The sequence below is a fragment of the Candidatus Uabimicrobium amorphum genome, assembly GCF_009002475.1.
In the GTDB taxonomy this organism is placed as follows: domain Bacteria; phylum Planctomycetota; class Uabimicrobiia; order Uabimicrobiales; family Uabimicrobiaceae; genus Uabimicrobium; species Uabimicrobium amorphum.
The window spans coordinates 3,964,518-3,985,943 of record NZ_AP019860.1 but is presented as its reverse complement, the minus strand read 5'-3'; the positions used below and the strand labels follow the sequence as shown (position 1 = coordinate 3,985,943).

At 38.2% G+C, this 21,426-nt stretch carries 18 protein-coding genes; 14 read left to right on the top strand and 4 right to left on the bottom strand.

Translation table 11 applies throughout. The features are described 5' to 3' along the window. Positions 1–12: 12 nt before the first annotated feature. The gene (locus UABAM_RS14355) at positions 13–1,767 is read right to left on the bottom strand and encodes a sodium:solute symporter family protein (RefSeq protein ID WP_151968695.1); all 1,755 of its coding nucleotides are present in this window, start codon (positions 1,765–1,767) and stop codon (positions 13–15) included. A 450-nt stretch (positions 1,768–2,217) separates the two neighbouring features. Between UABAM_RS14355 and UABAM_RS14350 the strand changes: the two genes are divergently transcribed. The 10 genes from UABAM_RS14350 (at position 2,218) to UABAM_RS14305 (ending at position 13,132) form a co-directional block, all read left to right on the top strand. Next, positions 2,218–2,961 (top strand): hypothetical protein, encoded by a 744-nt coding sequence (locus UABAM_RS14350; RefSeq protein WP_151968694.1) that lies wholly within the window; start codon positions 2,218–2,220, stop codon positions 2,959–2,961. 156 nt (positions 2,962–3,117) lie between these two features. Next, positions 3,118–3,741: a (2Fe-2S)-binding protein gene (locus UABAM_RS14345; RefSeq protein ID WP_151968693.1), complete on the top strand. Its 624-nt coding sequence runs from the start codon at positions 3,118–3,120 to the stop codon at positions 3,739–3,741. Positions 3,742–3,743: 2 nt separating this feature from the next. Continuing rightward, the gene (locus UABAM_RS14340; protein ID WP_151968692.1) at positions 3,744–6,068 is read left to right on the top strand and encodes a xanthine dehydrogenase family protein molybdopterin-binding subunit; all 2,325 of its coding nucleotides are present in this window, start codon (positions 3,744–3,746) and stop codon (positions 6,066–6,068) included. A 14-nt stretch (positions 6,069–6,082) separates the two neighbouring features. Then, positions 6,083–7,075: an FAD binding domain-containing protein gene (locus UABAM_RS14335; protein ID WP_151968691.1), complete on the top strand. Its 993-nt coding sequence runs from the start codon at positions 6,083–6,085 to the stop codon at positions 7,073–7,075. Between the two features lie 10 nt (positions 7,076–7,085). Continuing rightward, a complete protein-coding gene (locus UABAM_RS14330) occupies positions 7,086–7,307 on the top strand; it encodes a hypothetical protein (RefSeq protein ID WP_151968690.1) in 222 nt (73 codons plus the stop codon). A gap of 819 nt (positions 7,308–8,126) precedes the next feature. Then, positions 8,127–8,465 (top strand): hypothetical protein, encoded by a 339-nt coding sequence (locus UABAM_RS14325; RefSeq protein ID WP_151968689.1) that lies wholly within the window; start codon positions 8,127–8,129, stop codon positions 8,463–8,465. Next, entirely contained in the window at positions 8,456–9,013 is a 558-nt protein-coding gene (locus tag UABAM_RS14320; RefSeq protein WP_151968688.1) for a hypothetical protein, read from the top strand. Before UABAM_RS14325 ends, UABAM_RS14320 begins: the two co-directional genes overlap by 10 nt. A 593-nt stretch (positions 9,014–9,606) precedes the next feature. Continuing rightward, on the top strand, positions 9,607–10,752 hold the full coding sequence (locus UABAM_RS14315; protein WP_151968687.1) for a type IV toxin-antitoxin system AbiEi family antitoxin domain-containing protein: 1,146 nt from the start codon (positions 9,607–9,609) through the stop codon (positions 10,750–10,752). Positions 10,753–10,956: 204 nt separating this feature from the next. Continuing rightward, positions 10,957–12,012: a leucine-rich repeat domain-containing protein gene (locus UABAM_RS14310; RefSeq protein ID WP_173013322.1), complete on the top strand. Its 1,056-nt coding sequence runs from the start codon at positions 10,957–10,959 to the stop codon at positions 12,010–12,012. Between the two features lie 415 nt (positions 12,013–12,427). Then, a complete protein-coding gene (locus UABAM_RS14305; protein ID WP_151968685.1) occupies positions 12,428–13,132 on the top strand; it encodes a PEP-CTERM sorting domain-containing protein in 705 nt (234 codons plus the stop codon). Positions 13,133–13,209: 77 nt separating this feature from the next. Here UABAM_RS14305 and UABAM_RS14300 read toward each other — a convergent pair whose 3' ends face one another. Together UABAM_RS14300 and UABAM_RS14295 are read right to left on the bottom strand one after the other, a co-directional pair. Beyond that, positions 13,210–14,055 carry a hypothetical protein gene (locus tag UABAM_RS14300; protein ID WP_151968684.1) on the bottom strand — a complete coding sequence of 282 codons (846 nt, stop codon included), beginning with the start codon at positions 14,053–14,055 and terminating at the stop codon, positions 13,210–13,212. A 103-nt stretch (positions 14,056–14,158) separates the two neighbouring features. Next, the gene (locus tag UABAM_RS14295; RefSeq protein WP_151968683.1) at positions 14,159–15,490 is read right to left on the bottom strand and encodes an MFS transporter; all 1,332 of its coding nucleotides are present in this window, start codon (positions 15,488–15,490) and stop codon (positions 14,159–14,161) included. 515 nt (positions 15,491–16,005) lie between these two features. Here UABAM_RS14295 and UABAM_RS14290 point away from each other — a divergent pair. Then, on the top strand, positions 16,006–16,680 hold the full coding sequence (locus UABAM_RS14290; protein ID WP_151968682.1) for a hypothetical protein: 675 nt from the start codon (positions 16,006–16,008) through the stop codon (positions 16,678–16,680). Between the two features lie 49 nt (positions 16,681–16,729). Beyond that, complete coding sequence (locus UABAM_RS14285; RefSeq protein WP_151968681.1) at positions 16,730–17,482, top strand: PEP-CTERM sorting domain-containing protein; 753 nt, start codon at positions 16,730–16,732, stop codon at positions 17,480–17,482. A 71-nt stretch (positions 17,483–17,553) separates the two neighbouring features. Here the strand turns inward: UABAM_RS14285 and UABAM_RS14280 are convergent, their stop codons facing one another. Next, a complete protein-coding gene (locus UABAM_RS14280; RefSeq protein WP_151968680.1) occupies positions 17,554–18,933 on the bottom strand; it encodes a PLAT/LH2 domain-containing protein in 1,380 nt (459 codons plus the stop codon). Positions 18,934–19,113: 180 nt separating this feature from the next. Between UABAM_RS14280 and UABAM_RS14275 the strand changes: the two genes are divergently transcribed. Further along, complete coding sequence (locus tag UABAM_RS14275; RefSeq protein WP_151968679.1) at positions 19,114–19,668, top strand: NADAR family protein; 555 nt, start codon at positions 19,114–19,116, stop codon at positions 19,666–19,668. A gap of 44 nt (positions 19,669–19,712) precedes the next feature. Then, entirely contained in the window at positions 19,713–21,281 is a 1,569-nt protein-coding gene (locus tag UABAM_RS14270; protein WP_151968678.1) for a leucine-rich repeat domain-containing protein, read from the top strand. Positions 21,282–21,426 lie beyond the last annotated feature (145 nt).

Sequence of the window (21,426 nt, the reverse complement as noted above, 5' to 3'; positions counted from 1 at the left end):
TTTCCTGCCATTTTACTTTTGCGATTCTCTGCTCCAGCAAAGCCATAAAAGTGCACTAGAAATTATCGTGGCCGTTGTTAACAAACTCGCCATAAAATAATTGCCATACAACCAGTATCCCGTGGCAAACAAGGCGCTATACGTTGAAAAACATCCCAGAACCATACACAAAATAGCGGTGGGAATCGAGCCAATCTTATCTTGTTTTTTTACCTTGTCCGCAATCGGTTTCCACCCAGCTCCTCCCGGTTGCACTAACTGATAAAACGACATCAACACTTTTTCATCTGTCGCCGGTGTTAAAAATGTTACTAAAATCCAAGAAATGGTGGTAATGGCGACTCCTATACACAATTCAACGTGAGGTGAAAGACCGGAAGAAAAAAGACTGAAATACAAAGCCACAATAAACGAAACAATCATCGCGGTGATTTCACTGTATGCATTGATACGCCACCAAAACCAGCGTAAAATAAAGAGTAAGCCTGTGCCAGCTCCTATTTGCAACAAAATCTGAAATGCCTGAAGTGCGTTGCTCAAAAACAAAGCAATACAGCCAGACGCTATCATCAAAATAACCGTGGTGATGCGTCCAATAGAAACCAGCTGTTTTTCGCTCGCGTTGGAGTTGATAAATCGTAGATAAAAATCATTGACGACATATGAAGCTCCCCAATTTAAGTGTGTGGAGATGGTCGACATGAAGGCGGCGATCAGGGAGGCTACCATTAGCCCCATTAATCCACTTGGTAATAATGTGATCATCGCCGGATAAGCGGTATCGTGTTTGACAATACCAGGATCGAGATGAGGAAAGGCTTTTTGTATGGAGATGAGATCGGGAAATACTTTGATGGAACATAGTGCAATAATGATCCATGGCCATGGTCGTAAAGCATAGTGTGCCACATTGAAAAATAAAGTAGCTGTTAGCGCATGATTTTCTGATTTTGCGGCAAGCATTCTCTGTGCGACATATCCCCCACCACCAGGTTCTGATCCGGGATACCACACACTCCACCACTGAACCGCAAGAGGTAAAATGAATAAGGGAATGAGAAGCTCCATGTTGGAAAAATCAGGAAAAAAGTCGAGCTTCCCTTGTATCTCCGGTGACTGCAATAAATTTGTCAAACCGCCGACCTGTGGCAAGTCGAGAATAACAACGGTTGCCCAGATAGAGCCTATCATCGCAATGATAAATTGAAAAAAATCGGTGAGTAATATTCCGCGTAAGCCACCTAACGAACTATAAAGAACAGTTACACTCAAAGCAATAGTTAAGGAAGCGATGGGAGATAAATTGAGTACGATTCCACCAATTTTAATTGCGGCTAGGCACACGGTTGCCATGATAACCACATTAAAAAAAATACCGAGGTAAACAGCGCGAAACCCTCGTAAAAAAGCGGCGGCTTTACCGCTATAGCGCAATTCGTAAAATTCCAGATCGGTCATTACTCCTAAACGTCGCCACAAACGAGCATAGACAAAAACGGTAAGCATACCTGTTAGTAGAAATGCCCACCACGTCCAGTTACCACTGACACCATTTTGACGAACAATGTCTGTAACTAGGTTGGGAGTATCGGCAGAAAAGGTTGTTGCCACCATCGAGACACCCAACAACCACCACGGCATATTTCTTCCCGATAAAAAGAATTCTTTGGCACTAGAGCCCGCTTTTCTAGATGTTATGAGTCCAATAAATAAAGATATGATAAAAAATACGGCGATACATAACCAATCAATTGTTTCTAGAATCATTTCATTTCCCTTACTACAGCCACTTATTGTGATAAAAATTTTTGGTGGGTTATCACTTATTTTCAAAACATTTATTGTAATGGATCACTTATTTCATAAGAAGCAAAATCTAAGATAACTTAGGGGTTGTCATCAATTAAAGAAATATTTCCTTTACTGTGTTCTCGGGAACTACAAAACTACCATCGGAGTGTCATCCCTGACTTGATCAGGGATCCAGGCGCTTTGAAATTTACTTCATATTGTGGATTCCTGATCGAGCCAGGAATGACACCAGGTGTATATTTCCTTTACATTTGGTGCATTTAGCCTAGTTATTTAGAATTTTAAAATGTAGTAAATCTAAATTTTTGTTTATTGATTTTTATATTCGTCCTTACAACTCTATAATTTTATTTGTACTACTTCGCTTTTGAATCGATACATTTTCATATACAGCAAGGAATAACCATGAAAACATACTTTAAGTTGCATGCCTCCCTTCTAAAATATTGTAAAGAACGTTACGCTGTTTTACAGCAAAATAAGGATTCCACAAAAAATTCTATACAAAGTAATTTTCTTGGTTTGATGATGGAAGAAATTAAAAATTTAGAATGTGACTATGATCGTTTCTCAGATGCAATTGAAGTGATCAAATTGGCCGCTGAGATGATCAATTTAGAACAAAACTCTGAAGATATTGTGGCACAAGAGCGGGACCGATTTGTAAAAACGCTTTTGAGTTACTCTTCAGATACTTTAGATACACTTTCGCAAGATTTCTGCCAACGTTTATCTAAAAATGAATCGCAAATAATACGCAAAAAAGCGCAGGAAGCTTGGAGAGCAGGTTTTGGGTACTACTTTCCTTTGGAACCACATCCTAATCCTAAATTTAATCTTAAAGCCTTTTTTAGTACAGATTTCGAAAAGAAGTTTTCTAACGAAAGTTTGCATGCGATGATGAAATCATGGAATGTGGAGTGTGTATATGAATTGAACGAAGGCGGAGATGACTACATTGTGGCTACTGATAATTGGGAACCTTTAGATAGTTCACCGGAAACGTTTTGGTTTTGTGATGAATGCGATTGGATATTGTATGTGTCTCATGAGAATTCTACAACCGTAGGGGGAAAGTTGGCGGAGTGGGTTTTGTCGCAATGGAAGGATGCGGAAAATCATATTTGGAGAATACCTGAATTTGGATAAATCAGGATCGTACTCTAATGAATTTTAATGGATGATATTATAAAACTTAATTGTACATCAGCAAAAATTTATGCTAGCGTATATATAAATACAAATACAAATATAAATACTTGAGCTGGTTAAAAATACATTCTTTAGTTATGAAAAGAGGAGGATATGGAAGAAAAGAAAAATCTATCACAAAAAGAAATATCGCGTCGCTCTTTTTTGAAAGGTGCGGGAATCGCTTCTGTGGGAGCTGTTATCGCCACCACTGCATCTGTTGACATAAAAGCGGATACAAAAAATGACAGTGATGTCATTGGTAAAAATGGAATTTCTTGTGAATTTGACGTAAATGGAAAAAAGTATGCACAAAAAGTTCCACCGCGAACTACTTTGGCGGAATTGCTGCGCGAAGATTTGAATTTAACAGGCACAAAAGTGGTTTGCGACCGTGGAGCTTGCGGAGCATGTACTGTCATTGTGGACGGCAAGTCCGTTTGTTCTTGCATGACGCTTGCCATTGATTCTGCTGGAAAAAAGATTGAAACCATCGAAGGTTTGGCAAATGGTGATGAGCTTCATCCGTTGCAAGAGGCTTTTGTGAATCATGATGCCCTACAATGCGGATTTTGCACTCCAGGAATGGTCATGAGTTGTAAGAATTTACTTGATCACAATGCGCAACCGACATTGCCAGAAGTTCGTAAAGCGGTTAGTGGTAACTTATGCCGTTGTGGAACTTATCCACATGTTTTTAAAGCGGTGATGGATGTCAGCGGGAAGAAAGGAGAATAGGAATGGCCAAAGAAGTAAAACTTCACATTGGTGTGGAGAACGATCTCGAAGAAATTAAGGTGACCATACCCGATGATTCTCCAAAGCCCTGGGACGGCAAAGATAAACTAAAGTTTGTCGGAGGCAAAACGCCGAGGTTGGATGGAAAAGAGAAGGTTACCGGAAATGCAAAGTACACCTTTGACATGAAACTCTCTGGTACACTTCACGCAAAATTCTTTCGTTTGCCTTGTCCATCAGCGGTTGTCACAAAAATTGACACCTCTGCTGCGGAAAAAGCACCGGGAGTAAAAGGTATTGTTTTGGTGCAAGAAACTTTACCGCTGACAGTGCGTTATGCCGACCAAGAACTTCTCGCAATTGCCGCAGAAACAGCTCACCAAGTAGATGAAGCTCTGAAGTTAGTAAAAGTAGAATACGAAAAACGTCCTTTTGTTGTTGACTTAGCGGGAGCGCAAAAATCAGATGCCCCAGAAGTCTTTCAAGGAAAGTTTGAAAGAGACAAGGAAGTTGGTCAAATCGAAGTGGACGAAGACAACGCCGGACAACGTAGAGGAAATGTTCGTGCTCCACAAGATTATACAAAAGGTGGCACCAAGGAAGAAATCGAGCAGTTTATTGAAAAATCTGAGTTCAGTGTCAGTGCGACATATCAAACGCAGGTCCAAACTCACTCTGCTCTAGAAACACACGGTGTTGTGGCAAATTGGGAAGGAGACCATTTAACCGTTTGGGCCTCTACCCAAGGAACGTTCAGTGTTCTCGGAGAACTCGCACAAGTATTAAAAATTCCGCAAACTAATGTACGTGTCATTACCGATTATATGGGCGGTGGATTTGGCGCAAAATTCGGTGCAGGTCCTTTTGGAATCGCCGCAGCAAAGCTAGCGAAAAAAACCGGGCGTCCTGTAAAATTGATGTTTTCGCGCCGCGAGGAACACGTTAGCGGTGGAAATCGACCAAGTTCTATGCAAACTCTGAAGATCGCGACGAATAAAAGTGGTAAGTTAGAAGCTCTTTCGCTGGTCTCTAGAGGTTCTGCTGGAATTTCTACAGGAGCGGGAACTTCGGCTCCGGCAAAAGGAATTTACGAGTGTCCGAAAATATACACGCAAGATGCCGATGTTTTCACCAATGCGGGACCGTCTAAGGCCTTTCGCGCGCCGGGACACCCCCAAGGAATTTTTGCTTTAGAACAAAGCATTGATGATCTGGCCTACAAAATTGGAATGGACCCTCTGGAATTTCGCAAAATCAACACCATGAATCACGATGTGCGCCAAAAAGAATATCAAATTGGTGCCGAAAAATTTGCGTGGCATAAACGAAATCCTAAGGTGAACGCCGACAAAGGCCCTATCAAAACCGGTATGGGTATGGCAAATTCTGTGTGGTACTACTTTTATGGTGTGGGATATCAGGCGACCATTAAAGTAAACGGCGATGGTTCTGTGGAGCTACTAAATGGAACCCAGGACATTGGTACCGGAAGTCGCACTGCAATGGCGGTTGTGGCTGCCGAAGAACTAGGCCTAAAGCCTCATGATATCGTTGTGCGTATAGGAGATACGAAGCTAGGGTTTGGTCCGCCAAGTGGTGGTAGCCAGACAACAGCGGGTATTACTCCCGCAGTACGTGATGCGGCGTATCTTGCGAAGAACAAAATGCTAGAAATAGCGGCAACACACTTAAATGCCACAGCACAAGAACTGGACATTCGCGACGGAGTTATCTTCGTAACAAGCGATCCTACGCGTAAACTAAGTTGGAAAAAAGTGGCCTCGAAGATACCAGGCGGAACTTTCAGTGTCATGGGTGAGAGAAAGAAAGATCACATCGACATAAAAGGTGCCCCTGCAGTACATTTCCTTGGGCGTAATTTCTATACCATTGGTGGTATGCAATTTGCCGAAGTGGAAGTGGATACCGAAACAGGTGTCATTAAAGTAAAGCGTATTTTGGCGATACATGACTGTGGTCGTCCTATCAATCGTCTGACATTGCAAAGTCAGTTAAATGGTGGAATTATCCAAGGCGTTAGCTACGCTTTATTTGAACAGCGCGTAATAGATCGCAATCATGGTTTACAAGTCAATCCGAACTTGGAACAGTATAAAATTGCAGGTTCTATGGACATTCCCGAAATTGAAACCATTGTTTTAGATACCAACCGCGGAAATAGTAGCACCGGAGCACAAGGAATTGGAGAGCCGGCCACGGCACCAGTTGCCGCTGCGATTGCGAACGCTGTTTACCATGCGATAGGTGTGCGTATTCGCGATTTACCTATGACCCCTGCAAAAGTTCTAGAAGCTTTACATTCCTAGAAAGGAGAGAACAAGTGAATTCATTTGAATATGCTATGCCAAAACGTACCGCCGATGTGTTTCGTGCGTTAGAGTCTTCTGATTCAATCATCAAGGCCGGAGGAATTGATGTTTTAGACCTCATCAAAGAAGGAATCGCCCACCCACAACGTCTCGTCAATATCAATTCTATTGATGAACTAAAGTACATTGAGGGAAATCAGACAACAGGAGTAAAGATAGGGCCAGGTACTACTCTAGCTGAATTGGCGTCGAGCGAAGTTCTTTCTGGGAGCTATCGAGCACTAGCACAAGCTGCCGGTTCCACAGCAACCCCACAAATTCGCAACAGCGCCACTTTAGGCGGAAGTTTGTGTCAACGTCCTAGATGTTGGTACTTTCGCAATAAAGATTACCATTGTACGCGCAAAGGTGGTTTTACCTGTTTTGCCGTAAACGGAGAAAATGAAAACCACGCGATTTTCGAGAATGACTTTGGCTGCGTAATGGTCCACCCGTCGACGACAGCAGTGGCTTTGATTGCCCTAGGAGCAAAACTGACCATTGCCTCGGCGAAATCTTCGCGCGAAATACTCGTCGAAGACTTCTTTGTCACTCCAAGAGAAAATATGCACAGAGAGAACATCTTGGAACAGGGAGAAATCATCACTGCGATTCATCTTCCTCCCGCAGCAAAAAATATGGTGAGCTATTACTACAAGCAAAAAGCAAAGCAATCTTTCGACTGGCCCATTGCCGAAGTCGCCGTTTCCATGCAACTAGATGGAAAAAAATGCCAAAATCCTCGCGTAGCTCTTGGTGCCGCAGCCCCGGTTCCTATGCGTTCAAAGGAAGCGGAAAGTGCACTAAACAACCAAGAAGTGACCATTGATATTGCGGCAAGCGTGGGAAAAGAAGCGATGAAAAAAGCAACGCCATTGTCACAAAACAAATACAAAGTTCACATATTCCAAGCCGTAATAAAAAGAACAGTTTGTTGGGCTTCTGATATCGATCCATTTGCATAAGGGGAAAGACATGGAAAAGAAAGATATAGTTGTATCGAATTGCTGCCATTTGCGTTGCAAAATGGCCTATCTGCCTATCCCAGGAGAAACAGATTGGCGTACAAACCAGAGCTCATTGTCGAACTATTGGTGTTTGCGAACCATGACGCCCGTGGGACCCGATGACTACTACGTCGCTCCCGAAGTATGTCAAAACCGCCGAAAATGCTATGAGAGTGAAGAACTAACGTAGATTTTGGTTTTGTCTTGGCTATTAAGTCGAGGCATCTTTTTTATTCAAGGAATACAATTAATAAAAGGGCAATTCTATCAGCAAAAGCGATAGAATCGCCTTTTTTTGCCCTATAAGTTTTATAACAGAAATCTTTCTTATGAGATTGGTATGTAGATGGAAAAAACGATGGTATTTCTATATTCAATTATTTGATAAGAGTGATATGCTTTTATTTGTTTGATGTATTGCTATACGGGCAATTCTTGGTATTTTTTATAGTAAGTACAATTACTACTTTTGTAGTTCGAATCCAAGAAGTTAAAAAAGTATTTTTCATACTAACTTTATTGATGACAGATGGAAAAGTTTGATGTCCCTTGATATGCGAATGTGTAATTTAAAGCACTTTCCCAAGGGAGATATAATGAAAATAGAAAGCCTCAAGCAAATAAAAGTAAGAATGAAATTCAGAATGAGTCGAGAAAAGTTCACCACAAGTAAAAGCACCTGTAGATTTATCACTGTGGAAAAAAAATCTGACTACGACATAATCACCCTATCAAGGATACACAAAATATCAGAGTTGGAAGGTAGCAATATAATATGAAAGTCGTAAAAGGAAAAACCTTACACGCAGTTGAACGACACACCGAGTACCGTGGTTGCACCTTCTATTTGGAGGGGTCACACTGCCTCGATGACTGCGTTTTTGAGAACTGCTCTTTTCGGGGGGAGCTGCATTATGTGGAGTCTAACGAAAAAATTAGAACTCCTGTTTTTTCAAATTGCAGCTTTAACTGCAAAAGTGTATTGATTGATTCAATAGAATCCTATCAGATGATTCCAGTACCAGGAATGGAAAAATTACTTGAACTAGCGAACGAGATAAAAATTACACCTCTATGGGATTCGCAAGAAAAAATAAATATCGAGCTTGATCTACCCGAAATAAAAACAATAGATATTTCCGCTTGCAAGAGCTACAGTGAAATACCCATCGATTGGTTTGATAGGTTTCCTACGCTAGAGAAGGTTATTTTGCCTTTTGGATTAAATCTAGTAGCCACATTGAGAGAATTTCCTCCAGAAGAGAGAATTAAGTTTAAAGCATTTTACGAGAAAAGCAAAGGATACGCCCTTTGCCGCAACACTCAAAAGGAAGATACATGCGAATAGTAAAACAAAAAACCTTACACGCAGTTGAACCACGCACCGAGTATCGCGGTTGCACTTTCTATTTGGAAGGGCCACACTGCCTCGATGACTGCGTTTTCGACAACTGCTCTTTTCGGGGAGAAATGCATTATGTGGAATCAGAAGAATCACAAAGATATCCCGAATTCAGAAATTGCAACTTTAATTGCAAAGAAGTCTCTATGAAATCAATAGGAGTCGATGAACTGATTGCTGAAGTAGAAACTATAGACATAGAAAAAATAATTACAAAATTAATAGTCGTACCGTTTTCAGAAACACAAGACAAACTCAAAATAGAACGTGATCTACTCAAAATAAAGACAATAGACCTCTCCGCATACGAATCTTACAACGAAATTCCCGTTGAATGGTTCGAGCGCTTTCCTACTCTTGAGCGCGTTATTTTGCCTCTAAGCACAGATTTGGTGATATGCTTTCAAGAAATACCTTTGAAGAAAAGAATAAAGTTTAATATATCGAGAGTAAACAACGGTTACAAATTAACACGCCTAAAAAAAATAGACTAGTCGCCGTAGGCACACGCCCCGAAAGGGCACTTTGTCTGCGATCATCTACAAGGAAGATAAATGCGAATAGTAAAACAAAAAACCTTACACACAGTTGAAAATTTGCGTATAGAAGAAGATTTGTCGTTTCGTGGGTTTAAATTTTGTTTTACTTGGAATAGTCCTAAAATTAGAAGATTTTATTTTGCTTTTATCTACAAGGGCACTTGGAGTGTTGGTAGAAATTTTATTTCACTAGATATTGTTTGGAGTCCGTTTTACAAGTGTTATATATAACATCCTTTAAAATATGTTCATTGCTTGTTTTCCTACCTTTGCAAAATAACTTTTCTATTTTACGATTTGTCCTAGATGACCGATTTAACATTTCAGTTATTTTGATAGAAATGCAACCTAAACCTTCGCAGCGCCTTGTAATTGCATTGATTTATTTGTATTTATTTTATCGAGAATTAGCTCAGTATTTGAAATAACAAAAATAACAAGCATCTGTTATTTTTGTTATTTTTGTGTTGACAGGTTATCCAAATACATTGATAATAACAAAACTAACAAGGCTATGTTATTTTTGTTATTATTTAGGGGGAATAAAGATGAACCCTTATATCACTGGTTTTCCAGTAGCGCCCCAAGTATTTGTAGGTCGCAATCGACAACAAATGTATTTTCAAAGAGCAGTAAAACAAACTAGACTATCAAATCCTGTAAGCCCTCAAAATATTGCAATTATGGGAAATTGGGGAATTGGAAAAACATCTTTATTGAACAAGTGTCTACAAGATGCTCAGGAAGAAAACATACTTGTTGTGAAGGTAACTCTTAGTCCTGAGAAATGTAAAACAATGGAAGATTTTGCAGTCAATACAGTAGATGCATTATATCAATCTATCTGGCATTATGATTTTTCAACAAAGGTAAAATCTCAGCTATCCAAATGGAAAATAGATGGTTTTAAACTATTAGGAGTGGAAATAAAAAAGACAAAAAATAAATCTCCAACTCCAGCAACCATTCTCACAAATAAAATTAAAGAATTATGGGATATCATAAAAAATGATGTATCTCTTATGATCATTGCATACGACGACTTACACTATTTATCTAAGTGCTATGCCAATGGTCTCTATGACTTAAGGGCCATATTTCAAGACACAAGAGAAGCAGGGGTTCGAGCAATGTTAGTTGTGACAGGAGACAAGTCTCTTTTCTCTAATATAAGAGGAATTAGTGAACCGCTGGTTCGATTTTTCGAGCAAATACACCTTGGTACCTTTTCGGAGTTAGAAGCAAAAGAATGTTTAAAACGTCCTTTGGCCGTGAATAATATAAACTTAAAATTTGAAAAAAAAGTAATGGAGGAAATATTTCAAAAAACAGAACAACATCCATACTTCATTACATTCTTCGCCCATGACTTATTTGAGTACAAGTCAGCAGGTAGAATTACTATCAAATTATTCCAAAAAGTTTATCCTGAAATTTTAGAACATCTTGCTGCAACAAGATTTATAAATGATATAGCGATTACAAATGATACTGAACGAAAATTATTGGACTACTTTTGCCGAACTGAAACACTTCGGACAAAGGATGTAAAAGGTGTAACAAATCCGTCAATGGCGTTTAAAAGGTTAGAAGAAAAGAACTTAATAAAAAAAGTTAAAAGAGGTTACTATCAACTTTATCATACTTTATTTCGTGAATACCTAACAATATCTTCTCTAGATGAAAGTTTCTAATGCACCAACATTTATCTGCTCTTGTCGATAATGCTGTATTTATGAGATATCATCAACAATGATACATCTCTTATGATCATGCAATGGCAATTAACTCACTTTTGTTGGTAGAATTACCTTTTTATTGTCCAATTAACTCAAGCAAAAGACGCATAGAAATATTAAAAGTCCATCATGGTGAATCTTGTCAGAAGGATAAACGCAATGCTATATTACCAAACAGAAGATTTAGAGTTACCTGATTTACCAAAAATCCGACATGTTAAAGTTATTGGAGAAATGAAGTCTTATAATCACGATTTCACATTAGATGAATATCTTGAGAATACCTTGAGCCAAGACATAAATCATATTATTGTCGATATTTCGGGTGTCACCATCATGAATAGTGGCGCTATAGCTTGCCTGTTCGGTTTTGATGATAAATTTAGCATTTTTGGTGGAAAAATGGTTCTTATCCAAGTCCCCGAAAAAGTCTCGAGCCTTTTTGATATGCTCGGGATACCTTTTAAAATGCATAATACTTTAGAAGATGCGGTTCGTAATATCTTAAATAAGAACGATGCTTCTTTGACACGCAAAAAAACAATAAAATCTAAATCATTAGAAACAATCGAAAATAGTACCTCGTATCATGGTTGTACTTTTTTCTTAAAAGAAGACGATACATACCAAATAGCACATTGTACTTTTGAAAATTGTAGTTTCCGTACAGATATCGTGTTGGACGAAATAAAAGATTGTTTTTTTGAAAACTGTAACTTTTCAAATAGGTTTTGCCTTAATTTGGCTTACGCAAAGAGACTACCACTTGGACTCGGGATGCTTTCTTCTCTTACACACCTGAATTTACAAAGTGCGGAAATCACAAAGCTACCATGGGAAATAAGAAGATTATCTTCCCTTACTCACCTGGATTTAGAATGTTCAGAAATCACAAAGCTACCACCGGAAATACTAGGACTTTCTTCTCTTACGCAGTTAAATTTGCGTGGTGCAAAAATAAGAGAGTTGCCAAATGAGATCGGGCAACTTTCTTCTCTTACTCATTTATATTTGAGCGGTACTTGTATCGATGTTTTACCAAAAGAAATTGGACAACTCTCTTCTCTTAAAGTTTTAGATTTAGGTGGGACAAGAATAACAGAGTTGCCAAAAGAGATTGGGCAAATCTCTTCTTTGCGAACTATAGATTTAAGCGGAACAAATATAACAGAACTACCCAAAGAAATAACAAAAACTATTGATGTCGTTGTTTAGGATAATATTGATATAGATTTTAGTTTTGTCTTGGTTATTAAGTCGAGGCATCTTTGTTATTCAAGGAATACAAACAATAAAAGGGCAATTCTATCAGCAAAAGCGATAGAATTGCCCTTTTTTTATTGTAGCAAAGATATTTTTATGAATATTTATTGCTCTTAAATAGAACAAATACAAGAAGAAAACATGAATATAGTTACGGTAATATTTAAAAATAATAAATTTGCCTATAACGCTCTTTGAAATTATTCCGATCATAACACAAGGAATATATAACAGAGCAATAAAACTCTGGGCCTTTACATCAATGTAAAATTACTGGGATCAATACCTTTACTTGTGTTGCGGCCGACAAATTCCTTTCGCATGCCTACTGTACAAAAAATACCATGCTTAACAAAGGAGTTACACAATGAAGAAAACAATAGTAATGGTTTTATCATTTCTTTCCATCAGTTCATTATCTGCTCTTAGCATCGGAATAATTGGTACTAATGGTCGCGCAGGTCTTGAGAATGTATTGCAAGGTAATGGACACAATATCACTCAAGTCGCAAACACATCTAGCGATCTAGCTGATCTTGATGCTCTTTTTTTACTGCGAACAAATGGAGATAGTAACGTTAGAGATTTTGTATTCGGCGGAGGTCTACTTGTCACAGAATGGACAGGTGCTGACTGGGCGATCAATACGGGAAATCTTTTGAATGCTTCGATTTATGGCGGTGGATTCAAAGGAAACGATTTAGCTGTTACCTTCACTCCAGAGGGAGATTTTTTAGCCGAAGGAATTGGAGATAGTTATTCCGCAAACGGAGCAACACAATTTTTCCGCGATTTTAACTCAACTGGCCCAGAGGTCGATGTTTTGGCGACGCGTCCTGGTGGTGCAGCGGCTATCGTTGGAGGCGCTGCGGATCAAGGATACGTTCTCGCAATTGCCTATGATTGGGGAGATTACGGAGGTATTGGTCGTAGTCCAGGAACAAATCAACTCATATTAAATGCTCTAAATGCTCCTCGTAATAGCCAAGCTAACGTACCAGAACCTAGCTCTATCCTGCTGTTATCTATCGCTGTTCTTGTTGTTTTAGGATATTCTCGAAAAAGAAATTAGTTGTATGCACTCTTTTTGTTTTGGCCTTACTTAATAAAATAGTTGCAACAGTGTTTGAATATTGAGGTCACATCGTTCTACGACGATGTTTTGCGGTTGATTCGCGTAAATGTGTATTCACCTGTTCTTTTACGTCCTATGCGCAAGTTATTTTTTACAAGCTCTCGAACTAACCCAAGTTGGAACCCTGAATCCGCAGGCAACGTAACTCGCTGTAAAGTGGGAAATCGTTCAAACCAGTCAACGGGTATTTTGCGGTAAGATTCGTATGCGGATAGGTCTACTGTTTTTATTTTGGGTAAGTGCATATTGATTTTCATTTTGTCGTCTTGTTGGTAAAGTTGCGTGATCTTTAGGTGTCGTGTTATGGCTAACAATTTGCCTATTTCTGTATTTTTATAATCACATATGTCTCTATCTATGATTTCGCAAGCGACATTGTTGCAATTAAAGCTACAGTTGCGAAAACTAGGATACGCTCCCTTTTCTATATTCTCCACATAGTGCAATTTACCGCGAAAAGAACAGTTATCAAAAACACAATCATCGAGGCACTGTGGACCTTCCAAGTAAAAAGTGCAACCGCGGTACTCGGTATGCGGCTCTACGGCGCGTAACGTTTTACTTTTTATTACGCGCATATGCCCTTCTCGTGGATGAATCTCTTCGCCCAGTTCGACAAATTCATCTATGTTAATTTCACCTTTTTTTAGTTGGTCAACTAGGGTTTTTATGTCAACAAGTTCGTTTCCCCAGGAGGGAGCTTGTAACTCTACAAGGCGAAATGCACGTTCTTCTATGTCGTCTACGATAGCACGGGCTCTTTCTGCGTGCTTATGATGAAAAGTGGAAAGTAGTAGCGTTTCTTTTTCTTTTACCTTCGCGGTAATCAATTTCTTTTTGTATTCCGATGTTTTGCTCATGGTTTTACCTCCTGCGCTGCGGGTGCACTGTTAGTTGCTCGATGATTGAAATTTGTGTCAGACTCAGTTACTTGTAATTTTGTTCGATCTTTTGTATTACATTTTACGCTATGGTATCCTGAGGATTTTTATGGACAATAGCCCACGATAACATGGCCGCAAATATAAAAATACACAATTTCTCTAAAGCGTGAAAACTCCCCGACCAGTCGAGAGAAAGACTAAAAAAAGCGGGTCCTATGGCACTACCAAACACCATCATCGAGCCAGCAAAACCGCTGATACTTCCCAAATGCCCCAATCCATAAAAACGTGGCCAGGTAACGCTAATCAGTAAGATAAAAATTCCCCCACTAAAACCAGAGCTAACAATTAGTAGTCCATAACCCCAAGGTTGTCCAAGATAGAGAAGGCTTACGAGAATCATGATAAAACTAATGAGCATTGTAACTAGTAGATGTTTAAGACGTAAATAATCACTGATCCAGCTCGCAATAAAATTGACGGTCATCGAAATAATGGAAATAGGTAAAAATATAGTAAAAGCTTGTTTGGGATCGCGTCCTGATTCGGCAAAAAATACCGTAATATGAAATGTTACGGCAGTGAATAAAAAGGAGTACAGACAAAGACTTATTGCGTACAGCCAAAATACAGAGTCTTTGTAAACCTCATGTAATGTCCATGATTTTTTTTCTATACGCGAAAATTGCTCCTTCTCAAATTTTTGACCATCCGGTATAAGGCCGCAGCTTTGAGGGGTGTTGCGATTAAAAATAGCAGAAACGATCGTAAAACCGATGCCAATAAATGCCGCTAAAATTATCCATGTTCCGCGCCAAGTAAACTCTTCAATAAGAACGGAAAGTATTAACGGCGAAGAAGAAAAAAGAAGAGAGGTAAAAATGCTTTTTATACCATTTGCGAAGCCACGTTTATAGTGAAACCAAGCTTGTATCATATTGCGTGACGCCATCGTGAGTACACCTTGTCCTGACAATCGCAAGAACAAAAATCCACAAAAGATAGCAAAGAAGATGCACCATTTGGCGGGCACAAAAAATAGTATGTTGTGTATTGTCAAGCCAATGCGGTCTATTTGGCTAAGCGTTAGCAGGGTAAATCCGAGAACAAGGCTCGCGAGGCAGATGACAGTACGTGCCCCCCAGCGATCATAGAAAAAACCCATTTTGGTCAATAGTAGCGCACTACCTATTGTCCCGAACATATATGCTAGACTTAGCTCTGTTCTTGAAATTTGTAAAGCCTCGATTAACGGGTCTGTAAAGGCAGACACGCCGATTGTTTGTCCGGGAATACTCATTAGGATTCCCAATGTTCCAAAACCGACGATCGCCCATCCATAAAAAAAAGGACTATTTTTCACGGGAAAAGGCCAGTTACCGTTTTGTAAAAGTTGTTGATATTTTTGCATGACGCTCTTCTATAGTTGTAGTTTTTCATCTATGTATGGTGACATCTGAACAATAGGCAGCGCTGTTCAAATTTTCTATTCTAGCGAATATTTACAAGTTCTATTCCGTAAAGGCTTTTATCTTAGCCTATGCTAGGTAAAAACACACCTAGAATTTTATTTTATCGTTTTACCTTCAATTCTAAATTGTCAAGGTTAACCCGAGCAACTATTTTCACTTTTCCTCAATAGATTCCACGCCAAAAGTTTTTCAGTCTATACTCTAATATATAATATACACCATACCCTAGAGCCTTAAACAACATCTACATAATTCGTAAGAGTATATTTATATATACTGCTTTTAGTGTTTGCGAATTGTTTTTTTGTGTATTTTTTATGCTTTTTCGCATAGAATATTTTCAGGCTTTGATTTCGTTAAAGAAGTTGTAGAGATATAAACAACATGAACATGGAAATGAAAATGTTAGTTTTTAAGTGTGAGAAGTTTCGTTAAAACTTTTGAGGTATTGCATATGAACAAAAAACTACTCTACTTTTTTATATTGCTACTCTCTGCACCTGTCTGGTGTGAAAGTATATCGTTTACCGCGCGTTATATACAAGTTGACGATATGGGTCTTGGGTATCAGAACGGCGAAGATGTGAATTTTGAAGTAACTTTTAATCCTAATGAAATTATAGACAGTGATGTTCGTCAAGGCGCTGGTAATTTTTTTGATGCTAATGGTACTCTACGAATAACAGGCTCAGATTCTGGTGCTGATAATTTTTTAACAGGGTTTACGATTAGAACAAGTAATACAAGTACAGCCTCTTTTAGTGGTTTCAGTATACAAAGTGATAGTTTGTTTGAAAACACCAATATTGGTTACGCTCAAGCAGTGAGCTTTGTTTATGATTTTGATGGTAGTTTGAATTTAAACCCTGATGACTTAATTGATTTTTTTTCCGCTATTAGTGGGCTTCCCACTATAGGAGTCCCTCAATTCAGACTTACTTTCGGTGATGATTTACTCGACCTCATTGAACCAAGTGAAGCTCAGGGAGCCCAAGGAATTACGTTTGTTAATTCAGGTCCCATTCCTGAGCCTAGTACTTATTTTATCTTCATACTGGGGTTTTGTATCCTGATTTTTAGGCATGCGAAGTTGAAGTATTTTCCACCTAAAAGTTTGGCTTTTTCGTAAATTGTGATGATATACCCATTATTGACTTTAACAAAGGATTTAGAATATTATGTTCCAAAAACTAATGATATTTTTACTGATGTTGACAACTCCAAATATTTTTTGTGAAACTATTTTTAGTCTAGATCTAACAGGACAAGAAATTAATCAGAATAATAGTATTAATAAGAAAAATGCTAGCTTTTCTGAAGTTGGTACTTCACTCAGTATAACGCAAACCACACCCGGTTTTATGAATTTAGAGTTATTTGTGGCTTCAGCAGGACAAATAAACCCAACAGAGGACATTACTTTTTCTATCTCATCAACACAAACGCGATCTTCTGCAGGAGATTTAGATATTTTCTATGCATTACTAGATAGTTCCGATATTAGTACCGGAATATTTATTGTTGATGAAGGTAATGTTGCAAACTTTCGTTTAGAAGATATGACAGGTACTACCTTTAATGGTAACAGAAACAATTTCGATGCTCGAAATGACCAAGGGATCTCCGCTCCTCTACACAATTTTGGCGAACAAGGATTACTGGAGTCTACATTTGTATTCTCCGGTGGAGATGTCACTATAAATACGTCATTTAATGGTGTATCCGTTTCTCAATTTACGGTGGCAAACCCTATTGATTTAACGAGTGATTTGAGATTTGTTTTAGGTCTTAACGATATAGGGGAAAATTTTACTGTGGATAATTTATCGATCAATCTATTCACAAACACTGTTCCTGAACCATCTACTTATTTGGCAATTATCGTGGGACTACTCTTTTTTGGACTAAGTCGAAGAAAGAGCCGCAAATAGTTAGTGGCTTTGTCTTTTATTTTACAAACTGAACAGGATGAAAAACCAATTATCCTGTTCAGTTTGTTCATCTAGTCGAAATTTTTTATTCGTCGTTTTAGAAAATCAATTAGCTCTTGAAGTTCTTTGATGTACTCTTCGAGAGCGTTTACTTTTTGATAAAGACTACGCGTTTTTTCTTCGATGTCTAAAAGAGCTTTTTTCTTTTCACGTAGCGATTTATTGGCTTTTTGTAATTCTTTTTCATTTTCGCGAAGTTGTTTTATCTTTCTTTTTAAACTTTCTTCTATATCACGTCGCCTGGCATCACTGGCACTCTGCATTTCTTCCATATAACTGTCTCTCAATGCCTGTGAATTTCGCCGATCTTGAAGTGCTTTCTCTTGCCTTTCTGTCGCGTTAGCAATGTTATCTTTTGCCACTTTTTTCAATTCTTTAGCTTCTCTAAGCCATGCTTTTAGTTTTTTCTTTGCCAAACGAAGTTGTTTTTTTGTTTCTCTTATTTGTTGCTTCGCATTGACTATTTTCTGTTGTATGCTTTTTCTTTCGGCTCTTTTTTGCTCTTCACTAAGACGTACCTGCCACTCATGAGTCAATGGAAATGATTTACTGGCAAAAAGCTGTGGCTTTTTTTCTTGCGAGAACCATGTACTCTGCGAAAAAGAATACACTTTAGATTTGCGATTTCCGCGAATCAATTGAAAAGAAATATTTTCACATAACCACGCATCGTCACCGTCACAACGAAGTAATAAATACTTTATCTTTGAGACAGGGTAGTCAAAAGGTAAAAAAAATACATCGCTACTGCCACTTTCAAAATCGTCTAAAAAGGTGTCCAAAACGTGCTTGTGCGCTTCTTCTCCGTTGATATAGAGGTGCATGTCGTCATCACTTTTCGCTTCTTTAGATAATCCGGTTTGCGTCATGACTTTCAAAATAAAATCATCGCCCTCTATTTGCTGCCAATCGAGAATCGGAAAAAGTTCATGTGTTGTGGCGTTTATCTCTTTTTGATCCGCTTTGTCTGTAGAAAACCACTTATGGACTTTAAAATCGTACGTTTTGACAGCCTCGCCGCGAATGAACTGAAAAGAAATATTTTCACATAACCACGCGTCTCCTCCTCGAAAGCGCAGCAGAATGTTGTGAACTTTGGACATCGGATAATCAAAGCGAAAAGTAAATACATCGGTTGCATTGCTTTCCAAATCATTTTTTTCGGTATCTAATTCTCGTTTGAGGTCTTGATTACCATTGAGAAAAATGTATACTCGGTCATCCGTATCGGCATTTTCTACACCTGAAGTTTTGGTGGTTACTTTTAAAATGAAAGTATTATCTTTCTTTATGGTAGATGCACTACTTTCCCACTCCTGGGCGTTAACAGTGTGAAGCAAAAATAAACAACAAAATACCACTCTTAACCAGCTATTTTGATATTTTCTCATATTTTTACAAGGATTTCCTCGCCTCCGTTTTTAACAAAAAAGGTAAACGTTCTTTTATATTAATTTAATAGGCAAATAGCATGCCGTGGCTGATTCTTAACTTTATGACATAATTTTATGTATGTTTTATCGTACGTTAACAAGACTCTTCATAATCTTGTATTTTAGAAAGGAAATATAATGTCCGAATACATTCGCATTGCAAAATACACTCCAGACGCTTTTGCCGATTTTGACGGTACACAAGTGGTGGTTAGTGATTCTTTTGTTTTGTTCTGGAAACCTCCGTGTGCTTTTGGACAGTGGACACTTTCTCCTTTTGAGGTGGATGGTGTGCACTACAATTGTGCAGAACAATACATGATGGCAGAAAAGGCACGTTTATTCCAAGACGAAAAAAACGAAAAATTGATTATGGAAAGCGATTGTCCTCGTGAGCAAAAAAAGCTAGGAAAGCGCGTTCGCGGATTTAAAGAAAAAACGTGGCTTGAAGAAAGGTTTGCAATCGTTTTTCGAGGTAACATGGCCAAATTTTCACAGAATCTCGATTTAAAACAAGCCCTGTTGGAAACGGAAAATCGAACGTTGGTAGAAGCAAGTCCTCTCGATAAAATATGGGGAATAGGTTTTGCCGCCAATCAGGAAGAAGCATACGACGAGACAAAGTGGAACGGTTTAAACTTGTTGGGAAAGGTTTTGCAAGAGGTTCGTCAAGAACTACAAAGTGATGCGTGAGTAAACTCCGATTCTACGAGACAGACAACTACGGAGGATTGTCGATGCGAAAAGTAAAATCAAAAGTATTGAAAGAACTAGATAGCAATACCACCTATGATGCATGTACTTTTTATTTGAAGGAAGACAAATATTCTATTCAAAAGTCTACTTTTAAGAATTGTAGTTTTCGTAGTAGTGTTACGTTTACAGATGTATCAGATTGTCGTTTTGAAAACTGTGGGTTTTCCGAAAAATTTCGCTTGGATTTGTCCTCCCAAAAGCTACAAAAAATTCCTGATTACGTTTTCGAGATGGCAGAACTACAGGAGTTGTGTTGCAAACACAATGATATTGACGTAGTACCACCGGAAATATCCCAATTAAAAAAATTAACGGTACTCGAACTTGGATTTAACAAAATTACAAGTCTTCCTTTACAAATATCCAAACTAAAGAATCTTAAAAATCTTAGCTTAAGTGGGAACGGTCTAAATACATTTCCTTTAGAAGTTTTACAAATCGAGAATCTTGAAGTGTTGTCTTTATCTCATAATCATATCGACAGCATTCCACAAAATATAGATCAATTACATCTACAATCATTGAATTTGCAGTACAATCGTTTTGAATCTTTTCCTCTTTCTCTGCAAAACTTGCGTCATCTCAAAAAACTATATTTGTCAAACAATGAGATGAGTGAATTGCCTAGCGAAATTGGCAAACTACAAAATCTCGAAATGCTGTATCTAAGTGAAAATCGAATTTCATACTTACCCGAAGAAATGCAGCAACTGCAAAAACTGATAGCCCTAGATCTTAGACGTAACCAGCTTTCATCATTTCCCATAGCAACTTCACACTTGCCAAACTTAAAGAAATATGATTTGAGCCGTAATAAAATTAAACAACTTCCACAGCAACTCCAATTACCTAAGTTACGTTCACTTGAGTTATTTGACAATGAGGTAAAAGATATTTCGGTTATTTTGAATGAACTTATAAATCTCCAAGAACTCGGGTTAGGTATGAATAAATTAAGTACGCTTAGTGACCAAATAGGTAATCTAAGACAACTACGATTTTTGGACTTGTCTCGTAACAAGCTACGTAAAATACCGGCAAAGATCGGTCAATTACGACTCTTACAAACGCTAGAGCTACAAAATAATAAGCTCCGTGAGTTGCCTCCCCAAGTAGGACAGTTACAACATTTAAAAAAACTAGAACTACAACACAACAAACTCAATGAACTGCCCAGCGAAATCGGTCAGTTGCAGAGCTTAGAAGTATTAGACGCGAAGAACAATAATTTACAAATGCTACCTTCCTCTATAGGAAAATTGATGCATTTAGATCGACTAGAGCTCGAGAAAAACAGTCTATGCGAATTACCGCCAGAAATAGGAAAAATGCAAAACCTCCGCATTTTGCGTTTAGACGACAATCTCATTAAAGAATTACCAGATTCCATAGGGTACTTGTCCAATTTAGGGCTTTTCACATTGCGACGAAATCAAATACAAAAACTACCAGAGAGCATAACCATGTTACATAAACTACAATATTTGTCCTTACAAGAAAATCCTATCAGAGAATATCCAGATGCGATTCGTAGCATTATTAACCTGTAAAATGTACTGCCCTCCTAATAATCATCTCGAAAAATAGAAGTTTTACAATGCTATAGCTAATGTTGATTAGATTGGAACATTAATTGCTTCGAAACATGTTAGTGAGACACCTTAACACATATGACTTAATGTTGAGTATAGGAGT